At 68.3% G+C, this 23,347-nt stretch carries 21 protein-coding genes and 1 pseudogene; 18 read left to right on the top strand and 4 right to left on the bottom strand.

Going from position 1 to position 23,347, the window contains the following annotated elements:
* Positions 1 to 5 precede the first annotated feature (5 nt).
* From AB0N89_RS29335 to AB0N89_RS29250, 18 genes and pseudogenes are all read left to right on the top strand, one after another.
* Positions 6 to 695: a demethylmenaquinone methyltransferase gene (locus AB0N89_RS29335; protein WP_364210837.1), complete on the top strand. Its 690-nt coding sequence runs from the start codon at positions 6 to 8 to the stop codon at positions 693 to 695.
* A gap of 63 nt (positions 696 to 758) precedes the next feature.
* Entirely contained in the window at positions 759 to 2,045 is a 1,287-nt protein-coding gene (locus AB0N89_RS29330) for a geranylgeranyl reductase family protein (RefSeq protein WP_020633185.1), read from the top strand.
* A gap of 579 nt (positions 2,046 to 2,624) precedes the next feature.
* Positions 2,625 to 3,032 (top strand): NADH-quinone oxidoreductase subunit A, encoded by a 408-nt coding sequence (locus AB0N89_RS29325; RefSeq protein ID WP_037335926.1) that lies wholly within the window; start codon positions 2,625 to 2,627, stop codon positions 3,030 to 3,032.
* A gap of 6 nt (positions 3,033 to 3,038) precedes the next feature.
* Positions 3,039 to 3,587 (top strand): NADH-quinone oxidoreductase subunit B, encoded by a 549-nt coding sequence (locus AB0N89_RS29320; RefSeq protein ID WP_005151847.1) that lies wholly within the window; start codon positions 3,039 to 3,041, stop codon positions 3,585 to 3,587.
* Positions 3,588 to 3,592: 5 nt separating this feature from the next.
* A complete protein-coding gene (locus tag AB0N89_RS29315) occupies positions 3,593 to 4,354 on the top strand; it encodes an NADH-quinone oxidoreductase subunit C (RefSeq protein WP_364210834.1) in 762 nt (253 codons plus the stop codon).
* On the top strand, positions 4,351 to 5,688 hold the full coding sequence (locus AB0N89_RS29310; RefSeq protein ID WP_364210831.1) for an NADH-quinone oxidoreductase subunit D: 1,338 nt from the start codon (positions 4,351 to 4,353) through the stop codon (positions 5,686 to 5,688). The genes AB0N89_RS29315 and AB0N89_RS29310 overlap by 4 nt, the downstream gene beginning before the upstream one ends.
* On the top strand, positions 5,685 to 6,557 hold the full coding sequence (gene nuoE, locus AB0N89_RS29305) for an NADH-quinone oxidoreductase subunit NuoE (RefSeq protein WP_364210828.1): 873 nt from the start codon (positions 5,685 to 5,687) through the stop codon (positions 6,555 to 6,557). Before AB0N89_RS29310 ends, nuoE begins: the two co-directional genes overlap by 4 nt.
* Positions 6,557 to 7,852: an NADH-quinone oxidoreductase subunit NuoF gene (gene nuoF, locus AB0N89_RS29300; protein WP_364210826.1), complete on the top strand. Its 1,296-nt coding sequence runs from the start codon at positions 6,557 to 6,559 to the stop codon at positions 7,850 to 7,852. The genes nuoE and nuoF overlap by 1 nt, the downstream gene beginning before the upstream one ends.
* Positions 7,849 to 10,320: an NADH-quinone oxidoreductase subunit G gene (locus AB0N89_RS29295; protein ID WP_364210824.1), complete on the top strand. Its 2,472-nt coding sequence runs from the start codon at positions 7,849 to 7,851 to the stop codon at positions 10,318 to 10,320. The genes nuoF and AB0N89_RS29295 overlap by 4 nt, the downstream gene beginning before the upstream one ends.
* On the top strand, positions 10,317 to 11,654 hold the full coding sequence (gene nuoH, locus AB0N89_RS29290; RefSeq protein ID WP_364210822.1) for an NADH-quinone oxidoreductase subunit NuoH: 1,338 nt from the start codon (positions 10,317 to 10,319) through the stop codon (positions 11,652 to 11,654). Before AB0N89_RS29295 ends, nuoH begins: the two co-directional genes overlap by 4 nt.
* On the top strand, positions 11,641 to 12,183 hold the full coding sequence (gene nuoI / locus AB0N89_RS29285; RefSeq protein ID WP_364210819.1) for an NADH-quinone oxidoreductase subunit NuoI: 543 nt from the start codon (positions 11,641 to 11,643) through the stop codon (positions 12,181 to 12,183). Before nuoH ends, nuoI begins: the two co-directional genes overlap by 14 nt.
* Positions 12,180 to 13,028 (top strand): NADH-quinone oxidoreductase subunit J, encoded by an 849-nt coding sequence (locus AB0N89_RS29280; protein ID WP_364210817.1) that lies wholly within the window; start codon positions 12,180 to 12,182, stop codon positions 13,026 to 13,028. Before nuoI ends, AB0N89_RS29280 begins: the two co-directional genes overlap by 4 nt.
* Positions 13,025 to 13,324, top strand: a complete 300-nt coding sequence (gene nuoK / locus AB0N89_RS29275) for an NADH-quinone oxidoreductase subunit NuoK (RefSeq protein WP_005151882.1) — start codon at positions 13,025 to 13,027, stop codon at positions 13,322 to 13,324. The genes AB0N89_RS29280 and nuoK overlap by 4 nt, the downstream gene beginning before the upstream one ends.
* Before the next feature lie 12 nt (positions 13,325 to 13,336).
* Complete coding sequence (gene nuoL / locus AB0N89_RS29270) at positions 13,337 to 15,235, top strand: NADH-quinone oxidoreductase subunit L (protein WP_364210814.1); 1,899 nt, start codon at positions 13,337 to 13,339, stop codon at positions 15,233 to 15,235.
* Complete coding sequence (locus AB0N89_RS29265) at positions 15,235 to 16,785, top strand: NADH-quinone oxidoreductase subunit M (RefSeq protein ID WP_364210811.1); 1,551 nt, start codon at positions 15,235 to 15,237, stop codon at positions 16,783 to 16,785. Before nuoL ends, AB0N89_RS29265 begins: the two co-directional genes overlap by 1 nt.
* Positions 16,786 to 16,788: 3 nt before the next feature.
* The gene (gene nuoN / locus AB0N89_RS29260; protein ID WP_364210808.1) at positions 16,789 to 18,354 is read left to right on the top strand and encodes an NADH-quinone oxidoreductase subunit NuoN; all 1,566 of its coding nucleotides are present in this window, start codon (positions 16,789 to 16,791) and stop codon (positions 18,352 to 18,354) included.
* 99 nt (positions 18,355 to 18,453) lie between these two features.
* A complete protein-coding gene (locus tag AB0N89_RS29255; protein ID WP_364210806.1) occupies positions 18,454 to 19,239 on the top strand; it encodes an alpha/beta hydrolase in 786 nt (261 codons plus the stop codon).
* Positions 19,236 to 20,018: pseudogene (locus tag AB0N89_RS29250) on the top strand (helix-turn-helix transcriptional regulator); the annotation flags it as partial. The gene AB0N89_RS29255 and the pseudogene AB0N89_RS29250, both read left to right, overlap by 4 nt.
* 12 nt (positions 20,019 to 20,030) lie before the next feature.
* On the opposite strand, the gene AB0N89_RS29245 reads toward AB0N89_RS29250, so the two are convergent.
* From AB0N89_RS29245 to AB0N89_RS29230, 4 genes are read right to left on the bottom strand one after another with little or no spacing between them, the layout of a single operon-like run.
* The gene (locus AB0N89_RS29245; RefSeq protein ID WP_364210804.1) at positions 20,031 to 20,783 is read right to left on the bottom strand and encodes an ESX secretion-associated protein EspG; all 753 of its coding nucleotides are present in this window, start codon (positions 20,781 to 20,783) and stop codon (positions 20,031 to 20,033) included.
* A 27-nt stretch (positions 20,784 to 20,810) separates the two neighbouring features.
* Positions 20,811 to 22,121, bottom strand: coding sequence for a hypothetical protein (locus AB0N89_RS29240; protein ID WP_364210801.1), 1,311 nt, complete (start codon positions 22,119 to 22,121; stop codon positions 20,811 to 20,813).
* The gene (locus tag AB0N89_RS29235; RefSeq protein ID WP_364210799.1) at positions 22,121 to 22,741 is read right to left on the bottom strand and encodes a DUF3558 domain-containing protein; all 621 of its coding nucleotides are present in this window, start codon (positions 22,739 to 22,741) and stop codon (positions 22,121 to 22,123) included. Before AB0N89_RS29235 ends, AB0N89_RS29240 begins: the two co-directional genes overlap by 1 nt.
* Complete coding sequence (locus tag AB0N89_RS29230; protein ID WP_364210797.1) at positions 22,741 to 23,169, bottom strand: hypothetical protein; 429 nt, start codon at positions 23,167 to 23,169, stop codon at positions 22,741 to 22,743. The genes AB0N89_RS29235 and AB0N89_RS29230 overlap by 1 nt, the downstream gene beginning before the upstream one ends.
* Positions 23,170 to 23,347: the final 178 nt, after the last annotated feature.

Raw genomic sequence — 23,347 nt, 5'->3', positions numbered from 1 at the left:
CGGACATGTCCCGAGCGAGTCTTGACAAGGATCCGCACGAAGTCGCCGCCATGTTCGACGACGTCGCGGACGGCTACGACCGCGCGAATTCGTTCATGACCTTCGGCTTCGACCGCCGCTGGCGCACCATCACCGCCCGGGTGCTGGACGCCAAACGCGGCGAGAAGGTGCTGGACCTCGCGGCGGGCACCGGCGTGTCCACCGTCGAGTACGCGCGCAACGGCGCGTGGTGCCTCGCCGCGGACTTCTCGGTCGGCATGCTCAAGGCAGGCAGGCATCGCGGCGTCCCGATGGTGGCCGCCGACGCGCTGAAGCTGCCGTTCGCCGACGACAGCTTCGACGCGGTGACCATCTCGCTCGCGCTGCGGAACTTCGTCGACACCAAGGCCGCGCTCACCGAGATCGCCCGGGTGGTCAAACCGGGTGGGCGACTGGTGATCTGCGAGGTGTCGACGCCCACATTCCCGCCGATCCGGTTCCTGCACCGCAAGTTCATCCTGAAGCTGCTCACCTGGGTCGGCAGCCGGACCTCGTCGAACCCCGAGGCCTACTCCTACCTGGCCGAATCCATGCTGGCGTGGCCGGATCAGCGGACGCTGGGGGAGATCATCGCGAGCGCCGGCTGGACCGAGGTGGAGTGGCTGAACCTCACGTTCGGCGTCGTCGCCATCCACCGCGCCAAAAAGCCCGCATAACTCCGCCTTCCTCCCCACCGCCACCCTCAACGGACGGGCTTCGCCCGGCTGTAGATTCGAGTCATGACACGTCGCAACCCTGACCACGACGCCGAGGTCATCGTCGTCGGTGCCGGTCCGGCCGGGTCCACCGCCGCCACGTACCTCGCCCGCGCGGGCGTCGACGTGCTGCTGCTGGAGAAGACCGAGTTCCCGCGCGAGAAGGTGTGCGGCGACGGCCTGACCCCGCGCGGCGTCAAGCAGCTCATCGACCTGGGGATCGACACCAGCGAGGACGCGGGCTGGGTGCACAGCCGCGGCCTGCGGATCCTCACCGGCGAGCTGACGCTGGAGCTCGACTGGCCGGATCTGACCAGCTACCCGCCTTACGGCGTCTCGCGGACTCGGCAGGACTTCGACGACCTGCTCGCGAAGACCGCGGTCAAGGCGGGCGCGCGGCTCTACGAGCGCACCACCGTCACCGGCGCGATCACCAGCCCGACCGGCCGCGTGATCGGCGTCGAGGCGAAGGTCGGCCCGGAGAAGACGCCGGTGAGCTACCGCGCTCCGCTGGTCCTGGCCTGCGACGGCGTCTCCGCGCGGCTCGCGCTGAGCGTCGGCATCCAGAAGAACGAGAAGCGCCCGATGGGCGTCGCGGTGCGCCAGTACTACAAGAGCCCGCGTCACGACGACCCGTTCATCGAGGGCCACCTGGAGCTGTGGGACCGCTCGGACCCGCGCGATCCCAAGCTGCTGCCCGGCTACGGCTGGGCGTTCCCGCTGGGCGACGGCACGGTGAACGTCGGCCTCGGCATGCTGTCGACGTCGGCCGCGTTCCGCAGCACCGACTACCGCGCGCTGCTGCGCCAGTGGCTCGACGGGACGCCCGAGGAATGGGGCTACCGCGAGGAGAACGCCATCGGCAAGGTCGGCGGCGCCGGTCTCCCGATGGGCTTCAACCGCACCCCGCACTACCGCGACGGCCTGCTGCTGCTCGGCGACGCGGGCGGCATGGTCAGCCCGTTCAACGGCGAGGGCATCTCGGCCGCGATGGAGTCCGCGCAGCTGGCGTCGGAGTTCGTCGTGCAGGCGCTGGCGCGGCGCGAAGGACCGTCGCGTGAGCGGGCCCTGGAGGGCTATCCGCGCGCCGTCGGGGAGCTGATGGGCGGCTACTACCGGCTCGGCAACGTGTTCGCGAAGCTGATCGGGAAGCCGAAGGTCATGCACGCCGCGACGAAGTACGGGCTGCGGATCAACTCGATCCTTCCGTTGGTCTACAAGGGACTTTCGGGCTGCTACGACGCCAAGGGCGGGGACGGCGTCGACCGCCTCATCGCCGCTCTTGCCCGCGCCACCCCCACCCCGCGCTGACTTTGTGGGCTGAAGGGGCCCTTCGCCGCATGCGACGCGGTGAAGGGCCCCTTCGTCGCGTCGGGGAGCCGCGCAGGTGGTCGGCAGGGGGTCGGGTGGGTCGTGGCCTCACCGCACGCGGTCCCCCTCGCCTCTCACCCCGCCTCCCACCTGCGCCGGACCACACGTCTGGACCAGCCACGGGTACTCCGCGCAGTGGTATCGGTCACAGGACAAATGTGGTCAAACGGACTCGGCGAAGCGATCTTGAGAACGACGTCGCAGGTCATCGGTATCGCACGTGGCAAGAAACCGTGCTGGCCGTGCGGTCAAGTTAGGGCAGCCTTATAGCACGGGGCCTAGGGACAAGAATGTGAGTCACGTCCTACACTCCCCCCATGCTTTGTGAATCGCTTCACATCCTCGACGGGAGGCTTGTGAACTATTTCACAAGCGAGGAGGCCGTCATGCACGGCCCGTAAGGGTTGCCTAACCCTCGGCGGTGTGACCCAGGTGACTTAGGGTGCCGACCGAGGGAAGCGGTGAACCCCGACTCGAAAACCGCAGCGGCGCGGAAAGGATGGCGAAAACCCCGTGCTGATGTTGCCCGTGCTGGCCCAGGCGGACACCTCGAAGGTGCCCAACCTGGACATGTACCTCCCCTTGGTCCTCCTGTTCGTCCTCGCTCTCGCGTTCGCGGTGCTTTCGGTGCTGCTCGGCCCGCTCGTCGGCCCGAGCCGGGCCAACAAAGCGAAGCTCGCGGCCTACGAATGCGGCATCGAACCGTCGCCGCAGCCGGTCGTCGGCGGCGGCCGGATGCCGGTCGCGTACTACATCACCGCGATGCTGTTCATCCTGTTCGACATCGAGATGGTCTTCCTCTACCCGTTCGCGGTCTCCGCGGACGCGCTGGGCATGTTCGGCCTGGTGGAGATCGTGCTGTTCATCGCGACGGTCGGTTTCGCGTACGCCTACGTGTGGCGTCGCGGCGGCCTGGATTGGAACTAGAGAAGCATGGGCCTCGAAGAAAAACTCCCCAACGGCATCCTCCTGGCCAGTCTCGAAGGCCTGGTGAACTGGGCCCGCAAGAACTCGATGTGGCCCGCCACCTTCGGTCTCGCCTGCTGCGCGATCGAGATGATGACCGTCGGCGGTTCCCGTTACGACATCGCGCGTTTCGGCATGGAGCGCTTCAGCGCGACGCCGCGCCAGGCGGATCTGATGATCGTCGCCGGCCGCGTCACGCAGAAGATGGCGCCGGTGCTGCGCCAGATCTACGACCAGATGGCCGAGCCCAAGTGGGTGCTGGCGATGGGCGTCTGCGCCTCGTCCGGCGGGATGTTCAACAACTACGCCGTGGTGCAGGGCGTCGACCACATCGTCCCGGTCGACATGTACCTCCCCGGCTGCCCGCCGCGCCCCGAGATGCTGCTCGACGCGATCTTGAAGCTGCACGCCAAGATCCAGGACGAGCCGATCAACGCCCGCCGGGCCGCGATCCGTGCCGCCAGCGGTGAGCGCACCGAGCTGATCGCCTCCTCGATCAAGTACGCGAAGAAGTGAGCGACGTGCCTGAAGAAACTCCCGAATCCCCGGAAACCGGCGGCGAGCAGTCCAGCGCCGAACGGCCCGAAGGCGGCCTCGAACCGCAGGGCACTCGCCCGGCCGAGCCGGTCGTCACCGGTAAAGAGCGCCAGGGCATGTTCGGCGTCCGCGGCACCGGTGACACCTCCGGTTACGGCGGTGTCCGCCTCCCCGCGTACAGCCCGCCCCCGGCGGAGCGCCCGTACGGCGGCTGGTTCGACGAATTCGCCGACGAGTTCTACGCGGCCTTGGCGGACAACAAGGTTCCGGCGAGCGCGATCCAGCAGACCACGGTCGACCGCGGCGAGATCACCTTCTACGTCGCCCGCGAGCACCTCGTCGAGATCGCCAGGACGCTGCGCGACGACGCCGGTCTCCGCTTCGAACTGCTGAGCTCGCTGTCCGGTGTGGACTACGGCGTCGACGTCCCGCTGCGGCTGCACTCGGTCTACCACTTCACGTCGATGACCTACCGCCGCCGGATCCGGATCGAGGTCACCCTCGACATCGAGGACCCGCACGTCCCGTCGCTGGTCGGGCTCTACCCGACGGCCGACTGGCAGGAGCGGGAAACCTGGGACATGTTCGGCATCGTCTACGACGGGCACCCCGCGCTCACCCGCATCCTCATGCCGGACGACTGGGACGGCCACCCCCAGCGCAAGGACTACCCGCTCGGCGGGATCCCGGTCGAATACAAGGGCGCGGAGATCCCGCCGCCGGACCAGCGGAGGTCTTACTCGTGAGCACCGAATTCCAGGAAACACCGGAAGCCGTCGAGTACGCCGACTCCCGCGACACCACCGAAGGCCGCGTCTACACCGTCTCCGGCGGTGACTGGGAAGACTTCATCGAGGACTCCCGCCACGACGAGCGCATGGTCATCAACATGGGCCCGCAGCACCCGTCGACGCACGGCGTGCTCCGGCTCGTGCTGGAGATGGAGGGCGAGACCGTCACCCAGCTCCGCTCGGTCATCGGCTACCTGCACACCGGGATCGAGAAGAACTGCGAGTACCGCACGTGGACCCAGGGCGTCACCTTCGTGACGCGCATGGACTACCTCGCGCCGCTGTCGACCGAGCTCTCGTACTGCCTCGGCGTCGAGAAGCTGCTCGGCATCCAGGCCCCGCGCCGCGCCGAGCTGCTGCGCGTGATGCTGCTGGAGATCAACCGCATCGGCTCGCACCTGGTCTACATCGCCACCGGCGGCATGGAGCTCGGCGCCACCACCGCGATGACGCTCGGTTTCCGTGAGCGCGAAGAGGTCCTGCACCTGCTGGAGCACCTCACCGGTCTCCGGATGAACCACGCGTTCATCCGGCCCGGCGGTCTCGCGCAGGACATGCCCGCCGACTACCACGAGGTCGTCAGCGCGTTCGTCAAGACGATGGATGAGCGGCTTCCCTTGTACGACAAGCTCTTCACCGGTCAGCCGATCTGGCGCAACCGGCTCAAGGGCGTCGGGTACCTGCCGGTCGACGCGTGCCTCGCGCTCGGCGTCACCGGTCCGGTGCTGCGCAGCGCCGGTCTCCCGTGGGACATGCGCAAGACCGAGCCGTACTCCCGCTACGACGAGTTCGAGTTCGACATCCCGACCTCGACCGACGCGGACTGCTGGGCGCGGTACCTGATCCGCGTCGAGGAGATGCACCAGAGCCTGAGGATCATCAAGCAGTGCCTGAAGAAGCTCGAACCGGGCCCGGTCATGGTCGAGGACAAGAAGGTCGCCTGGCCCGCGCAGCTCTCGATCGGCAGCGACGGCATGGGCAACTCGCTGGAGCACGTCCGCAAGATCATGGGCCAGTCGATGGAATCGCTGATCCATCACTTCAAGCTGGTCACCGAGGGCTTCAAGGTCCCGCCGGGGCAGACCTACACGGCGGTGGAATCGCCTCGCGGCGAGCTCGGGGTGCACTTGGTCTCCGGCGGCGGCACCAGGCCGCTTCGGGTCCACGTGCGCGAACCGAGTTTCGTGAACCTGCAGTCGATGCCCGCGATGGCCGAAGGCGGGCTCGTGGCGGACGTCATCGCCGCGATCGCCTCGATTGACCCCGTCATGGGGGGAGTGGACCGTTGAGCACCCAGCCCGGAACGACACCGACGCCCGAGCCCGGCACCAGCCTGGCCGAGCAGACCCACGCCGCCGCCGGTGGTGACGTCGACGTGATCGCGATCGCGCCGGATCCCGCCGAGGCGGAAGGGATCCTGGAGAACGCGAAGCTCGAAGACATCTTCGACGCCGACACCTACGCCAAGGCGCGGGACCTGATCTCGCGCTACCCGCAGTCGAGGTCGGCGCTGCTGCCGATGCTGCACCTGGTGCAGTCGGTGCAGGGGTACGTGAGCCAGGAGGGCATCGCCTTCTGCGCGAGCAACCTGGACCTGTCCGACGCCGAGGTCAGCGCGGTCGCGACGTTCTACACCATGTACAAGCGCCGCCCGTGCGGCGAGCACCTGGTGAGCGTCTGCACGAACACCCTCTGCGCGGCCATGGGCGGCGACGCGATCTACAAGAAGCTCCAGACGCACCTCGGTTCCGAGGAGAAGCCGCTGGGGCACAACGAGACCGCGGGCACGCCGAACGAGCAGGGCTCGATCACGCTGGAGCACGCCGAATGCCTCGCGGCCTGTGACCTCGCCCCGGTCATCCAGGTCAACTACGAGTACTTCGACAACCAGACCGAGGAAAAGGCCGTCGCGCTGGTCGACGCGTTGCGGGCGGGCAAGAAGCCGGCCCCGACGCGCGGCGCGCCGCTGACGGACTTCAAGGGCGCCGAACTGCAGCTCGCCGGGTTCTTCCCGGAGGACGCGCAGCAGTACCGCACGGACGTCGACGGTCCTTCGCAGGCCGTCGAAACCCTGCGGGGAGCGCAGGTCGCGCAAGACCGTGGCTGGACGGCGCCCGCCATGCAGGACGTAGCTCTCCCTGAAGTGGAGAAAAAGTAATGGCTGACCCGATCACCCCGGTCCTCACGAAGCGCTGGCTTTCGCCCAACTCCTGGACGATCCAGTCCTACGAAGCGCTTGAGGGCTACACCGCGATCCGCAAGGCGCTCAAGGCCACTCCCGAGCAGATCGTCCAGCTGGTCAAGGACTCCGGCCTCCGCGGCCGGGGCGGCGCCGGCTTCCCGGCCGGCATCAAGTGGTCCTTCATGCCGCCGAACGAGGACAAGCCGCACTACCTCGTCATCAACGCCGACGAGGGCGAGCCGGGCACCTGCAAGGACATCCCGCTGATGATGGCGGACCCGCACTCGCTGATCGAAGGCTGCGTCATCGCCTCGTACGCGATGCGTTCGCACCACTGCTTCATCTACGTCCGCGGCGAGGCGCTGCACTGCATCCGCCGTCTCAACGCGGCCGTGCGCGAGGCCTACGACGCGGGCTACCTCGGCAAGAACATCCTCGACTCCGGATTCGACCTCGACATCACCGTGCACGCGGGCGCCGGGGCGTACATCTGCGGCGAGGAGACGGCGCTGCTGGACTCGCTGGAAGGCCGTCGCGGCCAGCCGCGGCTCAAGCCGCCGTTCCCGGCCGCCGCCGGTCTCTACGCGGCGCCGACCACGGTCAACAACGTCGAGACCATCGCCAGCGCGCCGTACATCGTCAACGGCGGCTCGGACTGGTTCCGTCAGATGGGCCGCGAGAAGTCGCCCGGCCCGAAGATCTACTCGATCTCCGGTCACGTCGAGAACCCCGGCCAGTACGAATGCCCGCTCGGCACCACGCTGCGCGAGCTGCTCGACATGGCGGGCGGTATGAAGGACGGCGTCCCGCTGAAGTTCTGGACGCCGGGTGGTTCGTCCACGCCGATGTTCACCAAGGAACACCTCGACGTTCCCCTGGACTTCGAGGGCGCGGCGGAAGCCGGGTCGATGCTGGGCACGACGGCCGTGCAGGTCTTCAACGAGACCGTTTCCGTGCCGTGGGCCGTGATGAAGTGGACGCAGTTCTACGAGCACGAGTCCTGCGGCAAGTGCACGCCGTGCCGCGAGGGCACGTACTGGCTGGCGCAGATCCTGGAGCGCATGGTCGAGGGCAAGGGCACCGAAGAGGACATCGACACCCTGCTCGACGTCTGCGACAACATCCTCGGCCGCTCGTTCTGCGCCCTCGGCGACGGCGCGGTCTCGCCGATCCAGAGCGGGATCAAGTACTTCCGGGACGAGTTCCTGGCGTTGTGTGAGAAGAACAAGGCTCCGAAGCAGGAGCAGGAACTGGTGGGGGCGCAGGCATGACGATCGCACCCGACAAGCCCGGGACGGCCGCGGAGGAGACTCCGGTCCCCGAGGGCCACGTCAAGCTGGTCATCGACGGCGAAGAGGTCATCGCGCCCAAGGGCGAGCTGCTGATCCGCACCGCCGAACGGCTCGGCACGGTCATCCCGCGTTTCTGCGACCACCCGCTGCTCGACCCGGCCGGCGCCTGCCGCCAGTGCCTGGTCGAGGTCGAAATGGGCGGCCGCCCGATGCCGAAGCCGCAGGCCTCGTGCACCATGACGGTCGCCGACGGCATGGTCGTGAAGACCCAGCTGACCTCGGCCGTCGCGGACAAGGCCCAGCAGGGTGTGATGGAGCTGCTGCTCATCAACCACCCGCTGGACTGCCCGATCTGCGACAAGGGCGGCGAATGCCCGCTGCAGAACCAGGCGCTCGCGCACGGCCGCGCGGACTCCCGCTTCGTCGACACGAAGCGGACCTTCGCGAAGCCGCTGCCGATCTCCTCGCAGGTGCTGCTGGACCGCGAGCGTTGCGTGCTCTGCCAGCGCTGCACCCGGTTCTCCCGCGAGATCGCCGGCGACCCGTTCATCGAGCTCCTCGAACGCGGCGCCCACCAGCAGATCGGCACCGCCGAGACCGCGGACGTGCTGGACCTGGCCTCGCGGACGACGTCGGGCCAGCCGTTCCAGTCGTACTTCTCCGGCAACGTCATCCAGATCTGCCCGGTCGGCGCGCTGACGTCGGCCGCGTACCGGTTCCGTTCGCGGCCGTTCGACCTGGTGTCCGCGCCCAGCGTGTGCGAGCACTGCTCGTCCGGCTGCGCCGAGCGGACCGACTTCCGCCGCGGCAAGGTCATGCGGAAGCTCGCGGGCGACGACCCCGAGGTCAACGAAGAGTGGCTCTGCGACAAGGGCCGCTTCGCCTTCCGTTACGCCACCGCCGACGACCGCATCCGCCGTCCGCTGGTCCGCGACGCCGACGGCGTGCTGGCCGAGGCTTCCTGGACCGACGCGCTGCGCGCGGCCGCCGCAGGGCTGGCCAAGGCACGCGACGGCAAGGGCGCCGCGGTGCTGACCGGCGGAAGGCTGACTGTCGAGGACGCCTACGCGTACTCGAAGTTCGCGCGGATCGCCTTGGGCACCAACGACATCGACTTCCGGTCCCGCCCGCATTCGGCCGAGGAACTGAGCTTCCTCGCGTCGCACGTGGTCGGGACGACGCCGGAAAGCGGCGTCACCTTCGGCGAGATCGAGCGGGCGCGCACGGTGCTGTGCGTCGCGTTCGAGCCGGAGGACGAGGCGCCGATCGTGTTCCTGCGGCTGCGCAAGGCGGCCCGCAAGAACCGCACCCGCGTCGTCCACTTGGGACAGTGGACCACCTCCTCGGTCCGCAAGACCTTCGGCGAACTGCTGGCCTGCGCGCCGGGTGCTGAAGCCGCCGCGATCGACGGCATCGCGCAGCACGCGCAGGACGTCGACCAGGCGCTGACCTCCGAGGGCGCGGTGATCCTCGTCGGCGAGCGCGCCGCCGAGGTCCCCGGTCTCTTCTCGGCCCTGCACCGGCTGGTGGAGCGCACCGGCGCCCGGCTCGCGTGGATCCCGCGTCGCGCGGGTGAACGCGGTGCCCTGGCGGCGGGCGCGGCGCCGACGCTGCTGCCGGGTGGCCGTCCGGTCACCGACGCGGCGGCTCGCGCCGAGGTCGAAAAGGCCTGGGGCGCCGAGCTTCCCGCCACGGCGGGCCGCGACACCACCGCGATCCTCAAGGCCGTTTCCGGCAACGACCTCGACGGCCTGCTCGTCGGCGGCGTCGACCCGGACGACCTGCCGGACCCGGCCCTGGCCCGCCGCGCGCTGGAGAACGCGAAGTTCGTGGTGAGCCTGGAACTGCGGCACAGCGCGGTCACCGAGCACGCGGACGTCGTCCTCCCGATCGCTCCGGCGGTCGAGAAGGCGGGCAGCTACCTGAACTGGGAAGGCCGCCGCCGCGAGTTCGCCGTCACCCTCGAAGGCGCCGGCTCCCTGCCGGACTGCCGGGTGCTCGACACCCTCGCCGTCGAGATGGACGCCGACCTGTTCACCCAGACCCCGGCCGCTTCGGCCGCCGATCTGGCCAAGCTGCCCGGCAAGACCGAGCCCGCGACCTTCGAGCCGGTGGCCGCGTCGGCCGCCGCGATCGCGGGTGACGGCAAGGTCCTCCTCGCCACCTGGCGGCAGCTGATCGACAACGGTTCGCTGCAGGACGACGAGCCGCACCTCAAGGGCACCCAGCGCGAGGTCGTCGCGAAGCTCTCGGCGAAGACCGCCGAAGGCTTGGGCGCCACCGTGAAGGTCTCCACCGAACGCGGTTCCATCACGCTGCCGATCGAGGTCGCGGACCTGCCGGACGGCGTCGTGTGGCTCCCGGGCAACTCCGACGGCTCGGCCGTCCGCGCCGCCCTCGGCGCGGGGCACGGTTCGGCCGTCAACCTCACCGGAGGTGAGAAGTGACTCCGTTGCTCAGCCAGATGCCGGACGCCGCCGAGCGGGCGGCGCTGCTGGCGGACGACCCGTTGTGGCTGGTCCTGCTCAAGACGGTCGTCATCCTGCTGATCGGCCCGATCCTGACGATCTTCCTGATCGTCTGGGAGCGCAAGGCCGTCGGCCGGATGCAGAACCGTCCCGGCCCGAACCGGGTCGGCCCCGGCGGCTACCTGCAGTCCCTCGCGGACGCGATCAAGCTGCCGTTCAAGGAACAGATCATCCCGGACACCGCCGACCGCAAGGTGTACTTCCTCGCGCCGGTGATCTCCGCGGTGCCGGCGCTGATCGCTCTCGCGGCGATCCCGTTCGGCCCGGTGGTCTCGATCTTCGGTGAGAAGACCGTGCTCCAGCTGGTCGACCTGCCGGTCGGCGTGCTGGTGATCCTGGCCTGCTCCTCGATCGGCGTGTACGGCCTGGTGCTGGCCGGCTGGTCATCCGGATCGCCGTACCCGCTGCTCGGCGGCCTGCGAAGCGCGGCTCAGGTGATCTCCTACGAGATCGCGATGGGCCTGTCCATCGTCGGCGTCATCCTCTACTCGGGTTCGATGTCGACCTCGGCGATCGTCGAGTCGCAGCAGACCGGCTGGTACTTCTACCTGCTCCTGCCGAGCTTCGTGATCTACCTGATCTCCATGGTCGGTGAGACCAACCGCGCCCCGTTCGACCTCCCCGAGGCCGAATCCGAGCTGGTCGGCGGTTTCCACACCGAGTACAGCTCGATGAAGTTCGCGATGTTCTTCCTCGCCGAGTACGTCAACATGGTGATCGTTTCGGCGTTCGCGACCACGTTGTTCCTCGGCGGCTGGAAGTTCCCGTTCGTCGGCGCGGACCACGCGCTCAACCAGGGCTGGCTCCCGCTGCTCTGGTTCACCGCGAAGCTGTTCATCCTGCTGTTCGGCTTCATCTGGCTGCGCGGCACGCTGCCGCGGCTGCGGTACGACCAGTTCATGCGGCTGGGCTGGAAGGTCCTGGTGCCGGTCAACCTGGTCTGGATCGTCGTGATCGTCACGGTCCGCGCGATCAAGAACTCGGGCGGGCTGTCCACGCCGCAGATCCTCATCGGCGGCGGCGCGCTCATCCTCGTCGTCGTCATCCTGAGCCTGCTGCTGCCGGACAAGAAGATCCCGGAAGAGGACTACGTCCCGGTGACCGGCGGCGGGTTCCCCGTGCCGCCGCTCGACCTGCAGGTCCCGGAGCACACTCCGCGTCAGAAGGCCCTCGCGAAGGCCGAAGCCCGGGCTGCCAAGCGCAAGCCCGCGGCGGTTTCCAGTGGAAGGGAGGCCGGCGATGGGGATTCTTGATCCCATCAAGGGTTTCGGTGTCACCTTCGGCATGATGTTCAAGAAGGTCGCCACCGAGGAGTACCCGGAGGCGGGCGCCCCCGCGGCGCCGCGCTACCACGGCAGGCACCAGCTCAACCGGCATCCGGACGGGCTGGAGAAATGCGTCGGCTGCGAGCTGTGCGCGTGGGCCTGCCCGGCGGACGCGATCTTCGTCGAAGGCGGCGACAACACCGAAGAGGCACGGTTCTCGCCCGGTGAGCGGTACGGCGCCGACTATCAGATCAACTACCTGCGCTGCATCGGCTGCGGGTTGTGCGTCGAGGCCTGCCCGACCCGGTCCCTGACGATGATCAACTTCTACGAGCTGGCCGACGACGACCGGCAGCGGTTGATCTACACGAAGGAAGACCTCCTCGCGCCGCTGCTGCCCGGCATGGAGCAGCCGCCGCACCCGATGCGGCTGGGCGAGAACGAGCAGGACTACTACGTGAACGGCCCCGAGCTGGCGCGCAAGCAGCCCGCGGAATCGACGGAGGCCGTCAAGTGATCACGGCTCTCCTCGCCCAGGCGCCGGACGTCTCCGCCGGGATCACCACCGGCGAGACCATCGCGTTCTGGGTGCTCGGCCCGCTCGCGCTGCTCGGCGGGCTCGGGATGATCTTCTCCCGCAACGCCGTGCACTCGGCGCTGTGGCTGGTCCTCACGATGCTGTGCCTCGGCGCGCTGTACATGATCCAGCAGGCGCCGTTCCTCGGCTTCACGCAGATCATCGTCTACACCGGCGCGATCATGATGCTGTTCCTGTTCGTGCTGATGCTGGTCGGCCGGGAGAGCTCGGACTCGGTCGTGGAAGTGCTGCGCGGGCAGCGGGTCATGGCGACCCTGCTCGGCATCGGCGTCGGCGGGCTGCTCGCCGCGGGTCTCGCCCGCGCGCTGGCGAACGTCACCCCGGCGCTGCCGCGCGACCCGGCGAACCTCGACGGCGGTGGCCCCGGCGGGCTGGGACGGCTGATCTTCACCAAGTACCTGTTCCCGTTCGAGCTCACGTCGGCGCTGCTGATCACCGCCGCGCTCGGCGCGATGGTGCTCGCGTTCACCGACCGGCACGCCAAGGGCGGCAAGAAGTCGCAGAAGGAACTCGTCGTCGACCGGTTCACCGGCAAGCACGACCGGCCTTCGCCGTTGCCCGGCCCGGGTGTCTTCGCGACGGCCAACTCGGTCGCCACCCCGGCGCTGCTGCCGGACGGTTCGATCGCGCCGGAGTCGCTCTCGGAGATCATCGAGTCGACTTCGGCCTCGCAGCTGGAAACCGAGCGGAAGCAGGTGGCCGGGTCCGGCGAAGGCCCCGACGCCCACGCTCTGGTCGGCAAGTCTGAAGGGGAGAAGGAATGACCCCGACGTACTACCTGCTCCTGTCCGCGCTGCTGTTCGCCATCGGCGCGGTCGGGGTGCTGGTGCGCCGCAACGCGATCGTCGTGTTCATGTGCATCGAGCTGATGCTGAACGCGGCGAACCTGTCCCTGGTCACGTTCGCCCGGATCAACGGGTCGCTCGACGGTCAGGTGATGGCGTTCTTCGTGATGGTCGTCGCCGCCGCGGAGGTCGTGGTCGGTCTCGCGATCATCATGGCGATCTTCCGCACCCGGCGCTCGGCCTCGGTCGACGACACCAACCTGCTGAAGTACTAAGGGAGCACGGAGTTGACCGCATCATCGTGGCTGCTGGTGGCCTTCCCTGCCCTCGGCGCCCTCATTCTTCTGCTGGCCGGTAAACGAGCTCGGGGCTGGGGACACCTCCTCGGCAGTGCGACCGTCTCACTGTCCTTCGTCTACGGCCTGATCCTGTTCTTCACGGCCGACACGAAGTCCATCGCGGACGTCAAGCTGTTCTCGTGGATCCCGGTTTCGGCGCTGCAGGTCGACTTCGGGCTCCGGATCGACGCGCTTTCGCTGACGTTCGTCCTGCTGATCACCGGCGTCGGCATGCTGATCCACTTCTACTCGATCGGCTACATGGCCGAGGATCGCGACCGCTCGCGGTTCTTCGCCTACCTCAACCTGTTCGTCGCCTCGATGCTGATCCTGGTGCTGGGCAACAGCTTCGTGACGCTGTACCTCGGCTGGGAAGGCGTCGGCCTCGCGTCGTACCTGCTCATCGGCTGGTACCAGGACCGCCCGTCCGCGGCCACCGCGGCGAAGAAGGCGTTCCTGATGAACCGCGTCGGCGACGTCGGGCTCGCGCTGGCGATCTTCCTGATGTTCAAGTACGTCGGGAGCACCGGCTACGCCGAGGTCTTCGGCGCGATCGACAAGATCCCGACCGGCGCGATCACCGCCATCGCGATCCTGCTGCTGCTGGGCGCCTGCGGTAAGTCCGGTCAGTTCCCGCTGCAGGCCTGGCTCCCGGACGCGATGGAGGGCCCGACCCCGGTCTCGGCCCTCATCCACGCCGCGACGATGGTCACCGCCGGCGTCTACCTGGTCGCCCGCGCGCACGAGATCTTCAACGCCACTCCGGACGGCCGCCTGATCGTCACCCTCGTCGGTACGGTCACGCTGCTGATCGGGTGCGTCATCGGCTGCGCGTACGACGACATCAAGAAGGTCCTGGCGTACTCCACGGTCAGCCAGATCGGGTACATGATGCTCGCCGTCGGCCTCGGGCCGATCGCCTACGCGCTCGGCATCATGCACCTGGTGGCGCACGGTTTCTTCAAGGCCGGGCTGTTCCTCGGGGCCGGTTCGGTCATGCACGCCATGAACGACGAGGTCGACATGCGGAAGTACGGCGGGCTGCGCAAGCACCTGCCGGTCACCTTCTGGACCTTCGCGCTCGGCTACCTGGCGCTGATCGGCATCCCGCCGCTCTCGGGCTTCTTCACCAAGGACGCGATCATCGAAGCGGCGCTGAGCCAGGGCGGCTGGCGCGGCTGGGTGATGGGCGGCGCGGCACTGCTCGGCGCCGGGCTCACCGCGTTCTACATGACGCGCCTGATGGTGATGACCTTCTTCGGCAAGGAACGCTGGAAGGAGATCAAGTCCAGCGATGGCCGCGACTTCCACCCGCACGAGTCTCCTGCGGTGATGAAGTGGCCGATGATCATCCTGGCCGTCGGCTCGGTCGGCGCCGGCGCGTTCTTCGCCCTCGGCGACCGGTTCGCCGAATGGCTCTCGCCGGTGGTCGGCCCGCTCGAAGAGGGTGGCCACAGCGTCATCCCGCACGCGCTGGTCCCGATCCTCACCGTGGCGCTGTCCGTACTCGGCGCGGTGGCGGCGTGGCTGTTCGTCGGCCGCAAGGACGTCCCGGTGGAACGCCCCGAGCGGGTCTCCGCCGTGGTCAAGGCCGCGCGCAACGACCTCTACGGCAACACCCTGAACGAGACGCTGGTCGCCCGTCCGGGCACCTGGCTCGCCCGCGCGCTGGTCTACGTGGACAACCGCGGGGTCGACGGCGCGGTCAACGGCCTCGCCGCCGGGCTCGGCGGCGGATCCGGGCGCCTGCGCCGCCTGCAGACCGGCTTCGTCCGCTCGTACGCCCTGTCCATGCTGGGCGGCACATTCCTGCTTCTGGCGGCACTCCTGCTGGTGAGGTTCTCCTGATGACCTGGGTTCTCGCATCCATCCTGCTGCCGCTGCTCGGTGCGGCGGTCGTCGCCGGGATGAAGAAAAACGACCGCCTGGCGACGCTCACCGCGCTCGTGGTGTCGATCCTGACGTTCCTGCTGGTGATCCCGATGTGGGCGAGCTACGCGCCCGCCGGGGACCGGATCCAGCAGAAGACGTCGATGGACTGGATCCCGAACTTCGGCATCCACATCTCGTTCGGCATCGACGGCATCGCGCTGGTGATGATCGCGGTCATCGGCCTGCTGGTGCCGATCGTGGTCGGCGCGCTGGGCCTGACCGACAAGCTCCCGGCCGGGCGCTCGGCGGGCGGGTTCCTCTCGCTGATCCTGGTGCAGGAGGCGCTGACCATCGCGGTGTTCGCCGCGACCGACGTCTTCCTGTTCTACGTGCTGTTCGAGATCATGCTGATCCCGATGTACTTCCTGATCGGCGGCTACGGCGGCGCGAACCGGCAGTACGCGGCGGTCAAGTTCTTCCTGTACTCGTTCCTCGGCGGCCTGATCATGCTGGCCTCGGCGATCGGCGCGTACTCGCTGGCGTCGGACAAGCTCGGCAAGGGCACCTTCGACTGGGCCACGCTGGTCACCGTCGTCCGTGACGCCCCGACCGGCACGCAGATCTGGCTGTTCCTCGGGTTCTTCCTCGCCTTCGCGATCAAGGCCCCTTTGGTGCCGTTCCACACCTGGCTGCCGGACGCCGCGGGCCAGGCGCCCATCGGCGTCGCGGTCCTGCTGGTCGGCGTGCTGGACAAGGTCGGCACGTTCGGGTTCCTGCGCTACTGCCTCCCGATGTTCCCCGACGCCAGCAAGGAACTCGCGCCGTGGGTGCTGGTGCTCGCCGTCGCGGGTGTCCTCTACGGCTCGATCCTCGCGGCAGGCCAGCGCGACATGAAGCGGTTCATCGCCTACGTGTCGATCGCCCACTTCGGGTTCATCGCGCTCGGCATCTTCACCTTCAACGAGCAGGCGATGGTCGGCTCGGTGTCGTACATGCTGAACCACAGCCTCGCTACCGGCATGCTGATCGTGGTCGTCGGCCTCATCGTGATGCGCGGCGGATCCACCCGGATCTCCGACTACGGCGGCATGGCGAAGGTGACCCCGCTGCTCGGCGGGATGCTCCTCATCGCCGGTCTGTCCACCTTGTCCCTGCCCGGCACGAACTCCTTCGTCAGCGAGTTCCTGGTGCTGCTGGGGTCCTTTGTGGACTATCCGGTGTACACGATCATCGCGACGGTCGGCATGGTGCTGGCCGCGGCGTACGTGCTCTGGCTCTACCAGCGCGTCATGCAGGGCCCCGTCCGCGGTGACGCCCTGATCGGCGCCGGCGGCGGCCCGGGTACGGCCATCGCCCCGGAACTCGGGGCGAAGAAGACCATCAAGGACCTCGGCGGCAGGGAGATCGCGATCCTGGCGCCGATGGTCGTGCTGATCATCGCGCTCGGGTTCTATCCGAAGCCGGTGCTCGACACGATCACCCCGTCGGTGCAGGCGACGCTGTCGTCCGTGCAGGGAGGCAAGTAAACCGTGCTCTTCTTGACTCAGGCGCCACCGGTGCAGGTGCCGTCGATCGACTACTTCGCCGTCACGCCGATCCTGATCATCCTCGGGGCCGCGTGTGTCAGCGTGCTGTTCGAGGCCTTCCTGCCCAAGCACATGCGGTGGCCGTCGCAGGTCTTCCTGTCCCTGGTCGGGATTGGGGCCGCGGGTGTCTTCCTGGTCTGGTACGCCAGTTCGTCGGCGCCCAAGGGCGGTGTCACGACCTTCAGCGGCTCGATCGCCGTCGACCGGCCGTCGCTGTTCCTGTGGGGCACGCTGCTGGCGCTCGCGCTGGGCGCGCTGCTGCTGATCGCGGACCGCTCGGTCGAACCGGGCGGCGCGTTCGTCGCGCAGGCCGGTATCCGCCCCGGCACCATCCAGGACCGCGCGCAGGTCGGCACCACCGGCATGCAGACCGAGGTCTTCCCGCTGACGCTGTTCGCGCTCGGCGGCATGATGGCGTTCGTCGCGGCCAACGACCTGCTGACCATGTTCATCGCGCTCGAAGTGCTGAGCCTGCCGCTGTACCTGATGTGCGGTCTCGCCCGGCGTCGTCGCCTGCTCTCGCAAGAGGCCGCGGTCAAGTACTTCCTGCTCGGCGCGTTCTCGTCGGCGTTCTTCCTCTACGGTCTCGCGCTGCTCTACGGCTACGCGAACTCCGTGAAGCTGTCGGACATCGCCAACGCGGCCGCCGGTTCGGACCGGTCGGACACGCTGCTGTTCGCCGGGCTCGGGCTGCTCGCGGTCGGCCTGTTGTTCAAGGGTTCGGTCGGTCCCTTCCACACCTGGACCCCGGACGTCTACCAGGGCGCGCCGACCCCGGTCACCGCGTTCATGGGCGCCTGCACCAAGGTCGCCGCGTTCGGCGGGATCCTGCGGGTGTTCTCGGTGGCCTTCGAGTCGACCAGCTGGGAATGGCGCGGCGTGCTCTGGGGCGTCGCGATCCTCTCGATGCTGATCGGCGCGGTGCTCGGCCTGACGCAGACCGACGTGAAACGCATGATCGCCTACTCGTCCATCGCGCACGCCGGGTTCCTGCTCATCGGTGCGATCACGATGACCGAGCAAGGCCTGTCGAGCACGCTGTTCTACCTGCTGGCCTACGGCTTCACCACGCTCGCCGCGTTCGGCGTCGTCTCGCTGGTGCGGGACTCGAACGGCGAGGCGACGCACCTGTCCGCCTGGGCGGGGCTGGCGAAGCGGTCACCGGTGCTGGCGGGCGTGTTCACGTTCCTGCTGCTCGCGCTGGCCGGTATCCCGCTGACCAGTGGTTTCGTCGGCAAGTTCGTGGTGTTCTCGGCGGCCCTGTCCGACGGGATGGCGCCGCTGGTCGTCGTCGCCCTGATCTTCAGCGCCGTCGCCGCGTTCTTCTACCTGCGGGTGATCGTGCTGATGTACTTCTCCGAGCCGGCTCCCGACGGTCCGACCGTCACCGTGCCCGGCGCGTTCACCACGACGGCGATCACGCTCGGCGTCATCGTCACGCTGGTGCTCGGCCTGATCCCGGCGTTCGCCCTCGACTGGGCGGGCTCCGGCGGTTTCGCCCTCAAGTAGTCCCCGCTTTCCGGGAAGGCCCCCTCGCTGTCGTGAGGGGGCCTTTCCGTGTCAGAGCGACGTCAGGGCGGTGTCAGGCCGGGCCGCGATAGTTCTCCCATGACTTCCTCCTCCTGGACCGGGATGCTCCCCGTCGAAGACACCCACCTGGCCGTCACCGACACCGGCGGCCCCGGCATCCCGGTCGTCTACCTCAACGGCCAGTTCGCGACCCAGGGCTACTGGAAGCGGATCCTCGCCGACCTGGGCACGGACTTCCGCCACATCACCTTCGACGAGCGGGCGCGCGGCAAGTCCGGGCGTTCGGCCGACTACTCCTTCGAAGCCGCCGTCCGCGACGTCGACGCCGTCCTCGCGGCCAGGGGAGTGGAGAAGGCCGTCGTGGTGGGCTGGTCCTACGGCGCGGTCGTCGCGGCGCACTGGACCGCCCACAACCCGGAGCGGACGCTCGGCACCGTCCTCGTCGACGGCGCCTTCCCGTACGACTGGCTGGACGACGCCATGGAGGCGCGGATCCGGAAGCTGTTCAAGCGCCTGAACCTGTTCATGCCGCTGCTGCGCCCGACCGGTCTCGCGCCGCGCATGTCCGCCGCGGAGCAGGCGGAGAGCAACATCGAACTGGGCAAGCTCTCGCGGGAGTCCGCGCTGGGCCCGGTGCTCGACGGCATCACCGTCCAGACACGCTACGTCGTCGCCTCGGGAACTTCCTTCGGCAGCAAGGGGGACGAGCAGGAGCAGATCCGGACCAGCCTGGACGCCGTGACCGAGCGCAACCCGAAGATCAAGGTGAGCGCGAAGGTCGGCAGCAACCACGGCGCCCTGCTGAAGAAGGACTTCGGCGCCATCTCGGCGGCGATCCGCGAAGTCGCCCACGTCGGCGAATGACTTGCCGGAGCGCAACGGTCAGGGTGCTCGCCTGGAGAGGGGGAGCGATGCCGAAGCCGAAACCCACGCCCCAGGCGAGGGCGCTCGCCGAAGGACTACGAGACGCGCGAAGGACGGCCGGACTGGCAGCCACCGAGGTGGCGGACAGACTGGCGTGGTCCCAATCGACCATCAGCCGGATCGAAACCGGAGCGCGAGCGGCGTCCGCCGAAGAGGTCTCGGCACTGCTCGCGGTCTACCGGGTCACCGGGGAGCGGCGGGACGCGCTGCTCATCCTGTCTCGCGACACCGGGCGCTGGTGGTTCGGCGACGTGTCGCTCCAGAGGAAAGTCCTGGCTCAGTTCGAAAAGGAGGCCACCAAGATCGTCGAATTCGGAACGATCCTCTTGCCCGGTCTGCTGCGAACCCCGTCCTACGCACGGGCGTCGGAGTTTCCCGCAGCTCTCGAGCGGCAGAAGATACTGGGGCAAAAGAGGTTCGTCGCCTACATCGACGAAGGGGCGCTGCGCCGTCGGGTCGGTGGGCCGCGAGTGATGGCGGACCAGCTGCGACACCTCGTCGCGATGGCCGAGCGCCCCAACATCGACCTGCGGGTCATCCCCTTCGCGGCTGGAGCATATCCCGGCGATTCCTACGTCTTGCTGGAATTTGGCGGCACCCGGTCGTTGGTGTACCAGGAACGCCGGAGATACGGGCTGATCCTGCACCGGCCCGCCGATGTCGAACCGTACCTTCAGTCCACTGTGGACGCGGTGGCGCTGGACCCGGCTCGGTCGGTGCGGTTCATCGAGTCAGTGATCGAGGCTCGCCCGCAGCGCGGCGACTTTCTGGGCCAGGAGAACAGGTTCGCCGGGGAGAACGGTGACGTACCGGTTCCGGGGCGGACCGGTCACGTGCATGGCCACCCGGCCGGCGTCGAGGTCCAGATACGTCAGACCGTCGACGGCCTCGGTGCGTCTGCCTCCGTCAGCGCGCTTGGCCGCGGCGAAGAACCCGATGCCGAAATACGGCTGCTCGAAGACCTCGTCCAACCGCCGGGCTTCCCGGCTTCGTGACGCGGTTTCGTCGTAGAGCTCGTTTCCCGCGTCGGCCTTGAAATCGTCCTGGGGCAAGGAAAACGGCGCGAACCGCGCCGGCGGATACTCGGGCAGGTTCATCACCAGCGCCGCCGCGCGGTCGGCCGTCCGCACGCGTTTCAACCACACTCGATCGCCTTCGCAGATCGCCGTCACCGCTGCCCGCCCGCGCACGGCCACGAGCACGCTGTACTGCTCCTCCTCTGTCCGCGTCGTCGCGTAGTACTCGGTGTTCGGCCGGTCGAGAATGTGCAGGACGTCCTCGAAGCCGCTGGTCAACCGCTTGCCCTCGGTGAACCCGAGCCCGCCGAGCTCCTCGAACGCCGAGCGGTCCTCGCCGTTGCGCGACGACGGCGGGACGTAACGCAGGCCGCCCGCGAAGATCAGATGCGGATCTCCGCAACCGGCGTGACGGAACGCGGTCAACAAAGTGTCGAGCGTGATCTCGACCGGGCGCGCGAGCACCACGTGTCTCCCTCCCCTGGGACTGTGGTGCTAGCTCTTCTTTTCGCCGATCACCGGCGGCGTCGGCTTTTCGGTGTAGCCACCGAAGGTCTCGTCCGGATCCGGGTTCTGGAGGTACGACGGAGCCCTCTTCTCCTTGTCGTCCTCGCCCTTCCCGCGATTCGCGCCGGGCGCCATTGGCATACCGTTCGCGCCGCCACGGCTGGCGGCCCCCGCGGCCCCCGCGGACCCCGCCGCGCCACGCCCGGCGATGCCTTCACCCGGCGTCCCGGCGCCGCTGCGGCCACCCATCCCGGGCTGTCCCGCCGTGCCACCGGGGACTCCTCCTCGGAAGCCGCCTCCTGACACGCCTGGTGTCTTGCCACCGGCCCCCGGGTCACTCGTTCCCGGCCCGCCGGTCACCGGTCCTCCGGTCCCTGGGCCGAACGGGCCGTACCCGGGCGGGAACGTGCCGGGCGGGTTGTAGGAGGTGGGCGGTCGGCCGTTCGGCCCGAAGTCGAGGTTCGCCGCCGGCGGCACGACCGGCGTGGTCTGGGGCGGCGTATACGAACTTGCGCGGGTCCCGTCGTCGGGCTGCTGATGGTGGCCCGGCAGGTGCTGACCTGGCTGGGGGCCTTGGCCGGGCTGCGGGCCGCTGTCGGTGGGCCCGCCCTGGCGAGGCCCCTGCCCCGGGTCGCCGCTGCCCGGCCCGCTCGGTCCACTTGGCCCGCTCGGTCGGCCATAGGGCTCGCTGATGCCGGGATCGTGCCTGTCGGAACCCCCGCCGAACCCCTTCACCGCAGGCTTCCCGGAGCTGCCGTCGTCCAGGGTGACGCTGCCACCGGGGTCGGTGAGCTGCGCGTACTGCGCGGGCAACTCGTCGCCGTTGGAAGTGCTGGCCGAGTGGTAGGTCGCGAAGGTGTCGATGTTGTGCTGGCTGTCGGCCTGGTAGCTCTTGACCCTGTCCCAGTACCCGAACTGACCGCCGCCGCCCATGAGAGCCTTGACATCCTCGGCCGTCGGGGCGGGTTGCTCGGGCGGAACCGGCTTGACCGAGTTCTTCGCCGACCCGAACGCGCCCATCTGCGCGGTGATGGCGTTCTGGGCGACGGAGAGATGCATCGCGTCGTCCATCGCGGCCTCGACGAGCGGCTTCGTCGCGGCTACGGCAGCGTCGCCGGAACCACCCTGCCAGCCGGAGGCGGTCTTCTGGGCGAGCTTGGTGAGCCGCTGCATGCGTTCTTGGTGACGCTGGGCCAGGTTGTAGGCACCTTGCTGGGCATCGGACAGCGAGGCGGTGCCTTCACCCCCGGTGACTTGTTCGTAGATCTGGGCGGCAGTGAGCGGTCCTTCGGCGACCATCAGTTGCCTCCTCGGATGGTGGCGAGGACCCTGATCGCCGCTTCGCGCGCGGCGTCACAGGGGTCCTTCTTGCCGATGTTGGTCGTGGACTGTTCTGCCACGATGCCGATGGTTTCTGTGTCACTGGCCCCTAATGCCACTGAGCACTTGCCTGAAGGGCGCTCGTCTTTTGTGCCGTAGACAGTCAGGGGGTATCCGTCAACCGATGCAAGTGGTTCGACGAGTTTGTAGGTCCCCCCTTTCGCTTTGTAGACACTTGCGGTGCCACCGTCCGGGGACCTGCCGAAGATCACGTCGACCAATGGGCGGGACGTGGCTGGAATGGACCACATGCAGGAAGGTCCTGCTGCGCCGTCAAGGCTTTCCTTGGGCACTGCGTTGGATCCAAGAAGTTCTTCGGCCTGTTTGTTGGTGAGCGCGTTGCAGGGGGTCTGCTTCACCTGGGTCAGATTGAGGGGTTCGGCGACTTTGGGGACGTCGGGACCGGGCGTCTGAGCAGTCGAGCCGGACGGGCCCGGACTCGATCCGCTTGTGGGCGTGGGTGTGCCGTTGTTGGTTGGGGACGAGCACGCGGAGAGGACAAGCGTGGCAGCAGCTGCAAGGACAATGGAGCGTCGCATCAGAGGATGCCCTTCGGCTGTTGATTGAGGACCGTGGTGGCATGGTCTTCTTCTGTGGCGTACTTGCCGAGCGCGGTCACGTACTTGTTCGCCATGTTCTCGCAGTACGCGATGCGCTGGTTCAGTGCGTCCGATAGTGCGGTGCCAGACTGCTGGGTGATGCCAGCGTTGTTCTTGCTCGCGTATTCCTCGCCCGGACCCTTCGCCTTGGCTAGGTACTCCGCCTGGTTCAGGTCAGCTTTGTACTCCTTGGCCAGGTCTAACCACTCCTTCGCCAGCTCGTGAAGGGTCGCCTCGTCGTACTTGAACCCCGCGCCTTCCGCGACAGGTGTCCCGTATGAGCCTCCGGTGGGACGGGCGGCGATACCGAGAGCGTCGTTCCAGCGGATTCCCGGTTCATAGGTCGGCGTCTCGTCAGACACGGCCATGCACCTCTGCCGTCTCGAACCGATCCCCGCTGAATGGCCGAAGCCACCCTGAAGTCACCGTCGTCATGTGCCCCTCCCGTGGCTACAAGGCGCGTCTCCCGATGCACCCTGCGTAATCCGACGCCGGGAAGATTACCAGGGTTCCCGAGGCGAGGAACCGGTCTGCATATAGTTCGGT

The sequence above is a fragment of the Amycolatopsis sp. NPDC089917 genome (assembly GCF_040684635.1).
Lineage (GTDB): Bacteria > Actinomycetota > Actinomycetes > Mycobacteriales > Pseudonocardiaceae > Amycolatopsis.
Note: the sequence above shows the minus strand (reverse complement) of the source record. Positions and strands in the feature narration are given on the sequence as shown.